Origin of the sequence: Methylobacterium sp. Leaf106 (assembly GCF_001422895.1) — a bacterium.
GTDB classification, from domain to species: domain Bacteria; phylum Pseudomonadota; class Alphaproteobacteria; order Rhizobiales; family Beijerinckiaceae; genus Methylobacterium; species Methylobacterium bullatum.
Genome location: NZ_LMNB01000032.1, coordinates 16,934 through 29,296, shown reverse-complemented (window position 1 = coordinate 29,296; position 12,363 = coordinate 16,934). Strand labels below are relative to the sequence as shown.

Sequence of the window (12,363 nt, the reverse complement as noted above, 5' to 3'; positions counted from 1 at the left end):
TGAGGGTCACCCAATTACCCCCACCTCCAACTCCTCCCCACAAGGGAGAGGAGGGGAGGACAGCGCATCCCGCGACATGCGGGAATGCCGTAGCCGCACACGGGACGAGGGAGAGAAGAAGCGTTCAGCGCGGACGGCGCTGCGGCGGCTTCTTGCCGGCTTCGCGCTCGTGGCGGGCGGCGCGGGGGCTCTTGAAGCCCTTCGGGCCCTCGGCCTCGCGGTCGGGCTCGCCGCCGAGAAGCGCCTCGACCTGGATTTCCGGCGAGCCGTTCTTGGCGAAGGTGGCGGCGAAGCGCGAGGCGGCGCCGCCTCGGATCTCGAACTTGGTCTCCCGGTCGAAGATGCGGATGGCGCCGATCTCCTGGCGGCCGATATTGCCGCGACGGGTCAGCATCGGCAGGAGGCGGCGCGGATCGGCGTTGTCGCGCCGGCCGAGATTGAGCCGGAACCAGACCGAGGGGCCTTCCGCATCGATCCGCGCCGAATCGGCCGGGTCGTAGACCTTGCGCTCCTTGCGCTCGGGGCCGGCACCCGGATCGGTGACGTCCTCGGGCTCGGGCAGGCGGGCGCGGTAGATCTTGGCGAGGGCGGCGGCGAGTTCCTGCGGCGTGCGCTGGGCGAGCAGCGCCTCGCCCATGGCGAGGTCTTCCTCGGCCGGCGTCTCGGTGAAGAGCGGGTCCTGCCACATGCGCTCGCCGTCGAGGCGGCGGATCTCGTCGGCCGTGGGCGGGGCGGCCCATTCGGCATTGACCTTGGCGATGGCGAACATCTGCTCGGCGCGGCGGCGCTTCGAGGCCGGGATCAGCAGGACGCTGGTGCCCTTGCGGCCCGCGCGCCCGGTCCGGCCGGAGCGGTGCTGCAACACCTCGGCGTCGTGCGGCAGGTCGGCATGGATGACGAGGCTCACCGTCGGCAGGTCGATGCCGCGGGCGGCGACGTCGGTGGCGACGCAGACCTTGGCGCGGCCGTCGCGCAGGGCCTGGAGCGCGGCGTTGCGCTCGCCCTGGCCGAGTTCGCCCGACAGGGCCACCGCCGAGAAGCCGCGCTCGGTGAGCACCGCCTGGAGGTGTCGCACGGCGTTGCGGGTGTTGCAGAAGACGATGGCGGTGGGCGCATCGGTGTAGCGCAGGGTGTTGACTACCACGTGCTCGATCTCGCGCGGCACCACGCGCACGGCGCGGTAGGTGATGTCGGTATGGCCGCGCTCCTGGCCCTTCACGGCGATGCGCAGGGCGTCGTTCTGGTAGCGCTCGGCCAGACTCGCGATCGCTTTCGGCAGGGTCGCGGAGAAGAGCAGCGTGCGCCGCTCCTTCGGGGTCACCGAGAGGATGAATTCGAGGTCGTCCCGGAAGCCGAGATCGAGCATCTCGTCGGCCTCGTCGAGGACGGCGACGCGCAGGTTCTGGGTGGCGAGGTTGCGCCGCTCCAAGTGGTCGCGCAGGCGGCCCGGCGTGCCGACGACGATATGGGCGCCCTCGGCGAGAGCTCGGCTCTCGCGGCGCGGGTCCATGCCGCCGACGCAGGCGATGACGCGGGCGCCGGTCTCGGCATAGAGCCATTCGAGCTCGCGCTGGACCTGAAGCGCGAGTTCGCGCGTCGGGGCGATGACGAGGGCCAGGGGCGGGCCGGCCGGCTCCAGCCGTTCGGCATCGCCCAGAAGCGTCTCGGCGAAGGCGAGGCCATAGGCCACGGTCTTGCCGGAGCCGGTCTGGGCCGAGACGAGAAGGTCGCGGCCCTGGGCCGCCGCCTCGATCACGGCACTCTGGACGGGGGTCGGGTCTTCGTAGTTGCGGGCCTCGAGCGCTCGGACGAGCGGGGCCGGCAGGGTAGGAAAGGGCACGGGGCAGAGGCCTTGCAGGCAGACAAGGCAAACCCTGCGGATTCGAGTCACCCTGAGTGGCGACGTCGCTTCATCCGGTCGTGGGTCCGGCCTCGTTCGGTTACGGAGAGGTCGCTTCTAGCGGCAATACCGCCCCGACGCCACGCCCCATGCTGCAATGCTTCCAAGCGTGGTTTGCGTATATCCCAAAGTGGGCGCCCGCCGGTCCTCCCGTCGTCTGGCCGATCTCCGTCCTGTTCGGCTATCCTCTCCCGGTCGTCGGCCCTCAGGCAGGAACCGTGGATGCGGGAACCGTAGATGGACGTGCTCGTCATCGGCGCTGGAATCGTCGGCCTCGCGGTGGCGCGGGTCCTCGGCCGGCGCGGGCATTCGGTCGTCGTCGCCGAATCCGAGGGCGCGATCGGGACCGGCGTGTCCTCGCGCAGTTCGGAGGTGATCCATGGCGGGATGTACTACCCCGCCGGCTCCTCGCGCGCGCGGCACTGCACGCGGGGACGGCGGATGCTCTACGAGTTCTGCCGGAGCCACGGCGTGCCCCATGCGCGGCCGGGCAAGCTCATCGTCGCCACCTCCGAGAACGAGCGGGCCGCTCTGGAGGGGATCGCCGAGCGCGGCCGGGCCAACGGCGTCGAGGGCCTCGTTCTTCTGGAGGGCCGGGAGGCCCGTGCGCTGGAGCCGAACCTCGCCTGCATCGCGGCCTTGCATTCGCCCGAGACCGGCATCGTCGACAGCCATGCCGTGATGCTGGCCCTACAGGGCGACATCGAGGCTGCGGGCGGGGCCATCGCCTTCCATGCACCGGTCGGCGCGATCCGGCGCGACGGCGGGGGCTGGCGGGTCGAGGTCTGCGGTGATGAACTGTCCTTCGATGCCGTCGTCAACGCCGCCGGCCTCGGCGCGCAGGCGGTGGCGCGGGCGGTCGAGCCCTATCCGGGCGAGCGGATCCCCCGGCAGGTCCTTGCCAAGGGAAGCTATTTCGGCTGCCTCGGCCGCCCGGCCTTCTCGCGGCTGATCTATCCCGCCCCGATGGAAGGGGGCCTCGGCATCCATCTCACCCTCGATCTTGCCGGCCGGATGCGCTTCGGGCCGGACGTGGAATGGGTGGAGGTGCCGGATTACGTCGTCGATCCAGGCCGCGCCGAGGCCTTCACCCACGCCATCCGGCGCTACTGGCCGGGGCTGCCCGATCATGCGCTGACGCCGGATTACGCCGGCATCCGCCCCAAACTCACCGGACGGGGCGAGCCGGCGGCGGATTTCGTCGTCGACGGACCGGCCGAGCACGGCCTGCCGCACCTCGTCCACCTGTTCGGCATCGAGAGCCCGGGGCTGACCTCGAGCCTGTCTTTGGCCGAGGAGGTGGCGGACCGGCTGGTCGGGGCCGAGGCCTGAGGGCCACGGGATTCATCAATCCGCTCGGCGGCTGTTCCCTCGATCCGAGAGGGTTTGGCATAAGTCGCAACGCGCTCCCTCTCCTTTCAGGAGAGGGGACCTGCGCATCCCGCGCGATGTGTGACAATCGTAGGCTTGAGGGCGGGGCGTCGGCCCGTTGACACTCCTGCTGGGCGTCGCGATCTTTCGGACATTCAGTGTCGGGCCTGACGCCATGACCGAGTTCCAATTCGTCGCCTTTGTGGTGACCCCGCTCCTGGCCCTCGCCGTCGGCGGGGGCGTGGCATTGTGGGCCCGCCATTGGGCGTAGGGCGCGCCCCCTCCAATCAGCCGCCGAAACGTTCGGTCCTGATACGGCCCGGTTCGAGCCCGGCATCGACCAGCAGGTCCGCCGCGTTGCCGACGAAGGCGTTGCCGCCGCAGATATAGACGTGCTGCGGAGCGCCGAGCCGGTCCAGCGCGTCGCCGATCGTCGCCCCGTCGACGCGGCGGCCACCGGCCCGCGTCAGGTTCAGCATCAGGTCGAAATGCGGCTCGTCGCGTGCGCGAAGGGCCAGTTCCTCCGCGGCGATCGTCTCGGCCGCATCGCGCACCGAGTACAGCAGCAGGGCGGGTACCTCGGGTGTGGCCGCCGCGCGATGGCGCAGCATCGCCAGCAGCGGCACCACGCCGGAGCCGCCGCCCACGAGGAGGAGGGGGCCGCCATCCTCCGGGCGCCAGACGAACGAGCCGCCGATGGGGCCGCGCAGCTCGATCGTGTCGCCGATCTCGGCCACGGAATCGAAGAAGCCCGAGACCTCGCCTTCGGGCAGGCCCTCGATCATCAGTTCGATCGTGCCGTCCGCGCACGGCGCCGAGGCGATGGAGTAGCTGCGCTGGGCCTGGTAGCCGTCGGGAGCCGTCAGGCGCACGTCCACATGCTGCCCGGCCAGCATCGGCCGGTCGAAATCGATCCGGAACCGGTAGCTCTTCACCCGCCGCGTCACCGGTTCGATGGCCAGGAGGGTGGCTTTTTGCCAGGGGAGGGGCCGTGCCGCCGGATCAATCACCGGTGAAGCGCTGCTCGCGCCAGGGATCGCCGTACATGTGGTAGCCGCGCAATTCCCAGAATCCGCCCTCGTCCTTCCTGGTGAAGCGCAAGCCCTTTACCCATTTGGCGCTCTTCCAGAAATACAGATGCGGCACGAGGAGTCGGGCCGGGCCGCCGTGATCGGGCTCGATCGGCTTGCCCTCGTAATGGGTCGCCACCATCGCCTTGGGGCCGGCGAGATCGGCCACCGGCACGTTGGTGGTGTAGTCGTCATAGCCTTCCGCGAGCAGGAACTCGGTGGGGGCCGAGATCCCGGCGGCGGCGAGGATGTCGTCGATGCTGACGCCTTCCCAGCCCGTGTCGAACTTGGACCATTTCGTCACGCAATGGATGTCGCCGCGCCAGGAGGTCCGGGGGAGGGCGGAGAATTCCGCCCAGTTCCAGCTCTTCAGGGGCCGCGAGCCCTCACGCAGGGTGAAACTCCAGCTCTCCATGTCGATGCGCGGATTCGGACCGATCTGCAGGACCGGAAAGTCCTGTTCGAGATACTGGCCCGGAGGAAGCCGCTCGCCCGTCGCTTCCGGCGGCCGTCGTCCCGTGAAACCGCGTGTCGCCATGCCCGTCTCCGTCCGCGCGCTTGCGTCCCCGTCCGTCTTCGAGCTTCGGCCCGAGCGGGTCAAGCCGCGCCCGGATGCTCGCCCCGAGCAGGTTTAGCGGAACCGGCCGCCGGTTCCGCGATAGGAACCTGCTCAGTCCTGCAGACGTCCCGGCAGGATACCTTCGGCGACGAACAGGATTCCTTCCGGCCGGTACGTGATGGTCGCGGTGCCGTCGATTTCCTGGGCGAAGGCGCGCTCGATCAGCCGCGAGCCGAACCCCGTCCGCGTCGGCACCGCCACCGGTGGTCCACCCGATTCCTGCCATGTCACGCGGAAATCGTGCGGCGCGGTGCCGTCGAGGAGGCTCCAGGACAGCCGGACCCGCCCGGTATCGTTCGACAGGGCGCCGTATTTCACCGCGTTGGTGGCGAGTTCGTGCAGCGCCATCGCCAAGGCCAGGGCGCCGCGCGGCGGCAGCCTGATCTCGCCGCCGTCGAGGTCGACGCGCTCCCGCCCCTCGCTCTGGAACGGGGTGAGCGCGCGGTCCGCGATATCGGCGATGGAGGCGCTGTCCCAGGCCTCCTCGGTGAGGACGTCGTTCGCCGCCGCCAGGGACACCACCCGCGCTTCGAGGGTTTGGCCGGCCTCTTCGAGGGAGGGCGCGGTGCGCAGGGTCTGCCGGATGATCGACTGGATGAGCGTCAGGGTGTTCTTGACCCGATGGGTCAACTCGCCCGCGAGCAGGGTGCGATACTCCTCGGCCTGCTTGCGCTCGGTGATGTCGAGGGAGATGCCGGCCATGCTGAGGGGCGTTCCATCGGCGCGGTAGAAGGTCTGGCCGCGGATATGAACCCAGCGCAGGTCTCCGGACGGCGCGATCACCCGGTACTCGATGTCGTAATCGACGTTCTGCTCGATGCAGCGGCGGACCTCTGCCAGCATCCGTTCGCGGTCGCCGGAATGGATCGTGGCGAGCAACTCGTCGTAGCTGAGCGGCTCGTCGGCATCCCGCCCGAAATTCATCCGGAAATGATCCGACGTCTCCAGCGTCATGTCGACGAGATCGAGGGTCCAGGAACCGAGCCGGCCGGCACTGAGCGCGAAACGCAGGTTGGTCTCGCTGCGGCGAAGCTCCTGTCTCCGGCGCTCGACCTCGGTCTCCAGGGCATCGCGGTCCTCCTGCAGCCGGACGAGGCGGTCCCGCTCCAGCGTCACGTCGAGCTGTGAGGCGAAGAAATAGGCGACCCTTCGGTTCGAATCGAAGACCGGCGCGATGAGAAGCCGGTTCCAGAAGACTTCGCCGTTCTTGCGATGGTTGAGAAGGTCGATCTCGATCGGGACGCCTTTGGCGATGGCTTCGCGAATGCGGGCGACATCCGCCGGGTCCGTCAGAGGGCCTTGCAGGAACCGGCAGTTGCGGCCGAGGACCTCTTCGCGCGAGAAACCCGTGGCCCGCTCGAACGCGGTATTCACGAACACCACCGGCATGTCGGGCTGGTTGGGGTCGGCGATGACCATCGGCATCCGCGTCGCGCGCAAGGCCGCGGCAAAGGGATCGGGCCCGTCGACGGTACGGGCGATTTCCGAGGCGATCCGATCCTGTTCGGAAACTCGGATCACCGCGCGACGTCCAGGATGATCGAATGCCTCACGCGTCGCCTCGACATACAACCGGACCCGTTCGCCAGAAAGCGATTCGGACAGAATTCGTTGTACGCCCGGGCAAAGAACAGGCAAGGCTTCATCTCGACTTATCGGTCGGAGCGAGCGAGATGACTTCGCGAAACATTGTTTTCGCCACGCCTAATGTATGTTTGCATACATTCGTCGAGGTCTTCGTCGTGGTGTGTCGAACCGCGTCGGGATCGCCACGGTCGACGATTCTCCGACCCTTCAAACGCGGAACGCCCGCCACGGTCGAACCGGGCGGGCGTCCTTGACGATCGGAAAGTAGGGTTCAGCAACCCTTGGCGGCGTCCGCGGCGGTAGGCTTGCCGTCCTGCTGCTTGGCGACGTCGGACGCCGAGGTCGCCGTGTTGGCGCCGACATTGTTCATGGCGCCGACGGTGCCGGGCGACTCGGCCTTCGCGCCGGGGCTCACGTTGCCGGTGGCGCCAGGATCAACCTTCGAGCTCTTGTCGTTCATGGCCGCTTTCCCGTCCGCCGTGGAGCCGGTCGCACAGGGGGCGGCGATGGCCATTGCCGAGCTGAGCATCACGATGGCGCCGGCGCCGACGAGCTTGGAAATCTGTCGCATCTATTCCTCCAGGAAGTAGTTCTGCCCTCACAACGGGAGCGGGGCTTCATTCGTTCCCCTGTTTTTCTGAATCGTCCCGGTCATGGAAAGACAAATTTCCATAGGCGGGAAAGGACAAGCTTATCGGTCATGTGGTGCGGTGCGCCGTTGTTTGCGCTCTTCGTTTTGCGCTGCACAAGATCGTTGGCGCGGAAGATCTATTGCCGGGATTGTCAATGCGGTGCGACATTGGTCGCATGATCCATTTCGCCGATGGCGACGGTGAGAACATCCGTGAGGAGCGCGGTGAGACGCTCCACGGCCGGGTCGGACCTCGTCCGAGCCTCGAGCATGCGAAGGGAGAGAGACGGCAGCCGGGGCAGGCCGGACTCCTCCGGGTCGAGCGCCGCGAGCGCGGCGGGCAGGCCGTGGGGTGTGCGGACGGTCAGGCCGAGACCCGCCGAGACGGCGGCCCACAGGCCCGCGAGACCCGGACTGCTGAACGAGATCCGCCAGGGGATCGCCGCCGCGTCGAGGGCGTTCAGGGCGGCGTGCCTGAAAATGCAGGGCGATCCGAACAGGACCAGGGGGATTGGGCGGTCGGTGCCCGGCGTGACGCCGCGACGCGGTCCGATCCAGGCCATCGGCAGGGTTCCGATGACGGCGCCGTCCCGCTCGCCCCCGTCCTCGTCCCAGAGGAGCGCGAGGTCGAGCTGGCCCTCGTCCAGGCGCGAACGCAGGGTCGCGTTCCGGTCCACATGCGCGTCGATTCTCACGCCGGGATGCAGGCGGGCGAAGCGCCCGAGGGTCTCCGGAAGCCAGGTCTCGGCGAAATCCTGCGGCAGGCCGATCCGGACCCGGCCCGTGAGGGCTGGCGAGCCGAGGGCGCTCACGGCGGCATCGTTCAGGTCGAGCAGCCTGCGGGCATAGCCCAGCAGCATCTCACCCGCTTCGGTGAGGACGAGCCCGCGCCCGTGCTTCTGCACGAGTTGCTGGCCGACCTGGTCCTCCAGCTTGCGCAATTGCAGGCTGATCGCCGAGGGCGAGCGGCCGAGCCGTGACGCCGCTTTGGCGAAGCTGCCGAGCTCAATCCCGGTCACGAAGGACCGCAACACGTCCATGTCGAGGTTGACCGGCAGAGACATTGAGTTTTGCCAAACGATCGGTTCGGAATTACGAGATTTTCCGAACGATCCTGTCGCGGCATGCTCGTCTCGTCAATCGCGGATCCTTCGCGATGGAGCGAGGAGAAGAGCGTCATGCCGTTCGTGAATGTGACAATCGCAGGGTCGGGCATCGGGGCGGATCGGGTCGGCCGCCTGCAGAGCGGAGTGACGGCGCTCATGGCCGACATTCTGGGAAAGAACCCGGATCTCACGGCCGTGCTCGTCGAGGAGGTGCCCGCGTCCGGCTGGCAGGTGGGAGGGCGGCCGGTCGAAGTCGCGGCGCATGTCCAGGCGGCCATCACCGCCGGCACCAATGACGCCGAGGAGAAGGCCCGCTTCATCGCCGAGGCCAACGCCCTGCTGCATCGGGTGCTGGGTGATGGGTTGCCGCTCGCCACCTATGTGGTGGTCCAGGAGATCGCGGCCGATGCCTGGGGCTACGACGGCCTGACGCAGGAGCACCGGCGGCTCACGCGCTAAAAGCGCGCCTGCCGGAACGGTACGGGTTCGGACAATCGCGATATCGACGAGGTCGTTCTGTCGGCGTTCACCTGCGGCGCCCTAAATGGACACGGTAGAGGTCTACGTCGGCCTCACTGTCGCGTCGAACGAGACCGTGGTGGCACTCCAGTGTCCGTCGGCCGCGTCACTCGCGGCGTAGGACACTCGAGAAGTGATGTCTGCAGCCCCGTGAAGATCGCCCTCCTCGCTCACCTCAAATACCCCATCGCCCAGCCCTTTTCCGGAGGGCTCGAGATGCACACGCATCTGCTCGCGAGCACCCTGCGTGCCCGCGGCCACAGCGTGACGCTCTACGCGTCCGAAGGGTCGGACGCGCGTGGCTGCCTCAAGGCGGTCTGCCCGCCCACGGGCAGTGCCGTCGACGACGAGTCCGGACTGCGGATCGACCGCGCCGAACTCGCCGCCTACGAGGCGATGGTGGCGGATGTGGCGCGCGGCGACTTCGACATCATCCACAACAACAGCCTGCATTACTTGCCGTTGCTGCGCGCCCGCGATCTCGGCGCGCCGATGGTGACGGCGTTGCACACGCCGCCCTTCGAGCCCTTCGTGCGCGGCGTGAAGGCGCGGGCGGACGACATGACCTTCGCCGCCGTCTCGGAATCCCTGGCGCGCGAGTGGCTGCCCTTCCTCGACGAGCCGCTGGTGATCGGCAACGGCATCGATCTCGACGCCTTCGCCTATTCGCCCGTCCCCAAGGGCGAGCCCCATGCGATCTGGATGGGACGCCTCGTGCCCGAGAAGGGGCCGCATCTGGCCATCGATGCCGCCCGCGTCGCCGGCATCCCCCTGAAATTCGCCGGTCCGCAGAGCAACCGCGCCTATTGGGACGCGGAGATCGCGCCCCGCCTCGGCCCGGACATCACCTATCTCGGCCATCTCGGCCATGCCGAACTCGCCCGCCGCGTCGGCGAGGCCCATGTGGCCCTGTGCACGCCGCGCTGGGAGGAGCCGTTCGGCCTGGTGCTGGCCGAGTTCCTGGCCTGCGGCACGCCGGTGGCGGCCTTCGCCCGTGGCGCCATCCCCGACATCCTGGACGAGACGTCGGGCGTTCTGGCCCAGGCCGACGATCCGGTGGATCTCGGGCGGGCGTTGTCCCGCGCCATCCGCCTCGACCGGCACGATTGCCGCCGCCGGGCCGAGCACCTCTTCGACGCCGACACCATGACCGACCGCTACGAGGCGATGTACCATGCCGAAATCCGCCGCTGGTCGACCCCCGTCTCCGTCCGTCCGGTCCCGGCCGGCGCTCGCGCACCCCTGCTCGACAATGCGTAACAGCCCGCTTTCCCTCGGCCGGGCCGTCGTCTGCGTGCCCGCCCGCAACGAGGCCGAGGTGATGCCGCGCCTCGTGCGCTCCCTCGACCGGCAGATCGGTTCGGGAGACGGCGCGCTGCTGCGCGTCGTGATCCTGGCCAACAATTGCACCGACGAAACCGTGTCGCTGATCCGCGAGATGGAGCGCAACGGCGAGACGCGCCATCTCGACCTCCGGGTGATCGAGGCCGTGGTGCCGCGCGAGGTGGCCCATGTGGGCACGGCCCGCCGGATGGCGCTCGATGCCGGGGCCGACTGGCTGGATTCCGATGGCGTCGAGGATGCCGTCCTCCTCAGCACCGATGCGGATGCCGTCGCCGCGCCCGGCTGGGCGCGCGCCAATCTGGCGGCCCTGGAGCATGCCGAACTCGTGGGCGGCCGCCTCGTCATCGAGACGGAGGAGAGCGAGAACCGGGACCCGGAGATCCACGCGCTGCATCGCCGGATCGAGCGCTACTGGGTCGCGGTGCGGGCGCTGGAAGAGGCCATCGATCCCCCCGCCCACGATCCGGCGCCCCGCCACGGCGACCACGTGGCGGCGAGCCTCGCGCTTCGTGCCGCGCTCTACCGCGAGGTCGGGGGGCTGCCCGCGATTCCCTGCGGCGAGGACAACGCGCTTGTCGCCAAGGTCCGCCTCGCGGGCGGCCGCGTGCGCCATTGCCCCCGTGTCTCGATCTCCGTCTCCGATCGCGGCACCGGCCGCGTCACCGGCGGGATGGCCACCGAGATGGCCCGCCGCGCCCGCGTCGTCGCGGGCGAGGAGGATTACCTCCTGCCGCCGGCGAGCCACTGGCTCGCCGTGATCGAGCGTCAGCGCGCGTTCCGCCTCGCCTGGACCGCCAAGGGCGGGCCGGAAGCCGGCTTGCGCGCGCTCGGCGTATCGGCCGAGGACATCGCCGCGATCGCACCGGCAACCTGCGTCAACGCCATCGCCTTCGCCGAGCGCGTGGGAGAGCGGGTCGGCGAGATCGGGCCGGAGCCGGCCCATGTCCCCCTTGACGAGGCCATCGCGGGGCTCGACGCCTTGCTCGCCCGGTTGATCGACAGGCCCAGGGCGCGCGTCGCGTGAGCGAGGCCGCGACGAGCCGGCGTCCCGTCGGCTACTACGTCCATCATCAGGGTGCCGGTCACTGGCAGCGCGCGAATCTCATCGCCGCCCGCCTGGACCGGCCCGTGACCCTCATCGGCACCCTGGCCGACATCGACACCTCGACCGCCAACGGCGCGATCCTCGACCTGCCCGACGACCGGCTCACCGGATTCGACGGCCAGGACGGCGAGGCGATCCGGCCGGACTGCTTCCATTATGTCCCCGTCGGGATCGACCGCATCCGTGCCCGGATGGGGAGGCTCGCCGCCTGGATGGCGAAGACCGATCCGGCCCTGCTCATCGTCGACGTGTCGGTGGAGGTGACGCTCCTCGCGCGGCTCCTGTCGGTGCCGACCCTGGTGGTGCGCCTGGCCGGGAACCGCACCGATATTCCGCATCTCGAAGGTTTCCGCTCGGCCGAGCGCCTCCTCGCCTTCAACCCGCCCGAGATCGAAACGGCCGGAACGCCGGACTGGGTGCGGGCGAAGACCCTCTATGCCGGCTTCCTGGCCGATGCTCCCAAGGCGGCCGCGCCCGATGACGGTTCCATCGCGGTGATCTACGGGCGGGGCGGGACCGGCGGCTCGGCCTCCGACCTCGCGGCGGCGGCCCGCGCCGTCCCCGACCGGCAGTGGCACGTTCTCGGTCCGGTGGAGCCTCTCGCGACCGACGCCCCGCCGAACCTGCATCTCCACGGCTGGGTCGCCGAGACCGGCCCCTATCTCGACCGCGCCGCCCTCGTGGTCGGCGGCGGCGGCGACGGCGTCGTCGCGGCGGTGGCGACACGGGCCAAGCGCTTCCTCTGCCTGCCGGAACCCCGCGCCTTCGACGAGCAGACGGCGAAGGCGGAATCCCTGGCGGCTCTCGGCGCGGCCATCGTCCGCACCGCATGGCCGGACGCCTCGGAATGGCCGGCATTGATCCAGGCGGGCCTCGCCCTCGATCCGTCCGTGATCGGCGGGTTGGTTCAAGCCGACGCCATCGGCCGTACGGTCGCGATCATCGAAGAGGTCATCGCGGGCATCGAGCGCCGACGCGCGCCTCTGATTGAGTGACTGTTCGAGGTGTCGCTCCAAGACATGACCTCATCCTGAGGTGCCGCGTAGCGGCCTCGAAGGAGGCTTCCAGGGATCCCGGTGGGTTCTGGAGGGCTCCTTCGAGGCCTCCGCTG

At 69.3% G+C, this 12,363-nt stretch carries 11 protein-coding genes; 5 read left to right on the top strand and 6 right to left on the bottom strand.

Features of this window, described 5'->3' with window-relative positions:
* Positions 1-124: 124 nt before the first annotated feature.
* Complete coding sequence (locus ASF34_RS16980) at positions 125-1,840, bottom strand: DEAD/DEAH box helicase (protein ID WP_056149859.1); 1,716 nt, start codon at positions 1,838-1,840, stop codon at positions 125-127.
* A 297-nt stretch (positions 1,841-2,137) separates the two neighbouring features.
* Between ASF34_RS16980 and ASF34_RS16975 the strand changes: the two genes are divergently transcribed.
* Positions 2,138-3,232 carry an NAD(P)/FAD-dependent oxidoreductase gene (locus tag ASF34_RS16975; RefSeq protein WP_056162718.1) on the top strand — a complete coding sequence of 365 codons (1,095 nt, stop codon included), beginning with the start codon at positions 2,138-2,140 and terminating at the stop codon, positions 3,230-3,232.
* Positions 3,233-3,558: 326 nt separating this feature from the next.
* Here ASF34_RS16975 and ASF34_RS16970 read toward each other — a convergent pair whose 3' ends face one another.
* The 5 genes from ASF34_RS16970 to ASF34_RS16950 form a co-directional block, all read right to left on the bottom strand.
* A complete protein-coding gene (locus ASF34_RS16970; protein ID WP_056162715.1) occupies positions 3,559-4,281 on the bottom strand; it encodes an FAD-binding oxidoreductase in 723 nt (240 codons plus the stop codon).
* Positions 4,274-4,879: a sulfite oxidase-like oxidoreductase gene (locus ASF34_RS16965; protein ID WP_056149852.1), complete on the bottom strand. Its 606-nt coding sequence runs from the start codon at positions 4,877-4,879 to the stop codon at positions 4,274-4,276. Before ASF34_RS16965 ends, ASF34_RS16970 begins: the two co-directional genes overlap by 8 nt.
* A gap of 132 nt (positions 4,880-5,011) precedes the next feature.
* Positions 5,012-6,481, bottom strand: coding sequence for an HWE histidine kinase domain-containing protein (locus ASF34_RS16960; RefSeq protein ID WP_056162994.1), 1,470 nt, complete (start codon positions 6,479-6,481; stop codon positions 5,012-5,014).
* A gap of 337 nt (positions 6,482-6,818) precedes the next feature.
* Positions 6,819-7,118 (bottom strand): hypothetical protein, encoded by a 300-nt coding sequence (locus tag ASF34_RS16955; protein WP_018042267.1) that lies wholly within the window; start codon positions 7,116-7,118, stop codon positions 6,819-6,821.
* 212 nt (positions 7,119-7,330) lie between these two features.
* On the bottom strand, positions 7,331-8,242 hold the full coding sequence (locus ASF34_RS16950) for a LysR substrate-binding domain-containing protein (protein ID WP_056162711.1): 912 nt from the start codon (positions 8,240-8,242) through the stop codon (positions 7,331-7,333).
* Positions 8,243-8,356: 114 nt separating this feature from the next.
* On the opposite strand from ASF34_RS16950, the gene ASF34_RS16945 reads away from it, so the two are divergent.
* The 4 genes from ASF34_RS16945 to ASF34_RS16930 all read left to right on the top strand — a co-directional run bounded on the left by ASF34_RS16945 (position 8,357) and on the right by ASF34_RS16930 (position 12,247).
* Positions 8,357-8,743 carry a tautomerase family protein gene (locus ASF34_RS16945; protein ID WP_056162991.1) on the top strand — a complete coding sequence of 129 codons (387 nt, stop codon included), beginning with the start codon at positions 8,357-8,359 and terminating at the stop codon, positions 8,741-8,743.
* A 210-nt stretch (positions 8,744-8,953) separates the two neighbouring features.
* Positions 8,954-10,063 (top strand): glycosyltransferase family 4 protein, encoded by a 1,110-nt coding sequence (locus ASF34_RS16940; protein WP_018042271.1) that lies wholly within the window; start codon positions 8,954-8,956, stop codon positions 10,061-10,063.
* A complete protein-coding gene (locus ASF34_RS16935; RefSeq protein WP_056162708.1) occupies positions 10,056-11,171 on the top strand; it encodes a glycosyltransferase in 1,116 nt (371 codons plus the stop codon). Before ASF34_RS16940 ends, ASF34_RS16935 begins: the two co-directional genes overlap by 8 nt.
* A complete protein-coding gene (locus ASF34_RS16930; RefSeq protein WP_056162704.1) occupies positions 11,168-12,247 on the top strand; it encodes a glycosyl transferase in 1,080 nt (359 codons plus the stop codon). Before ASF34_RS16935 ends, ASF34_RS16930 begins: the two co-directional genes overlap by 4 nt.
* Positions 12,248-12,363 lie beyond the last annotated feature (116 nt).

What these genes read in the sequence shown, in the direction of transcription:
- ASF34_RS16975 (WP_056162718.1), top strand. Translation starts at nt 2,138, where the DNA reads ATGGACGTGCTCGTCATCGGCGCTGGAATCGTCGGCCTCGCGGTGGCG.
- ASF34_RS16965 (WP_056149852.1), bottom strand. Translation starts at nt 4,879, where the DNA reads ATGGCGACACGCGGTTTCACGGGACGACGGCCGCCGGAAGCGACGGGC.
- ASF34_RS16955 (WP_018042267.1), bottom strand. Translation starts at nt 7,118, where the DNA reads ATGCGACAGATTTCCAAGCTCGTCGGCGCCGGCGCCATCGTGATGCTC.
- ASF34_RS16950 (WP_056162711.1), bottom strand. Translation starts at nt 8,242, where the DNA reads ATGTCTCTGCCGGTCAACCTCGACATGGACGTGTTGCGGTCCTTCGTG.
- ASF34_RS16945 (WP_056162991.1), top strand. Translation starts at nt 8,357, where the DNA reads ATGCCGTTCGTGAATGTGACAATCGCAGGGTCGGGCATCGGGGCGGAT.
- ASF34_RS16935 (WP_056162708.1), top strand. Translation starts at nt 10,056, where the DNA reads ATGCGTAACAGCCCGCTTTCCCTCGGCCGGGCCGTCGTCTGCGTGCCC.